Raw genomic sequence first — 261 nt, forward strand, 5'->3', positions numbered from 1 at the left:
GTCGAAGCAGCTACGGCTGCATTGCTTACTGTGTCGAACACCGTACCGATCGTCATGCGTGCTGTTGCCATGTCATGCTCCTTAACGTTAAGTGGCTGATATGCCAGCAGCGCCGCAGGCGCCGTGTACTGTGTATAGAGCCGGGGTATGAGTACCACCCTCCGTTCGATGACCGGGGGGGTGTACCTGTGTATGGTGGCCTGACGGCCCCCTACCTGCTGTGAGAAGTAACTATGAACATCTGCCAAACCCGATCTGCCT

Annotated in this window: 1 protein-coding gene; it reads right to left on the reverse strand. The window is 56.7% G+C overall.

The annotated features are described in order from the left end of the window. The coding region (locus SB717_RS37060) for a hypothetical protein (protein WP_410908084.1) at nt 1-248 on the reverse strand (248 nt) is incomplete at its 3' end. Nucleotides 249-261 lie beyond the last annotated feature (13 nt).

Source organism: Priestia sp. SIMBA_032 (assembly GCF_046535215.1).
Lineage (GTDB): Bacteria > Bacillota > Bacilli > Bacillales > Bacillaceae_H > Priestia > Priestia aryabhattai.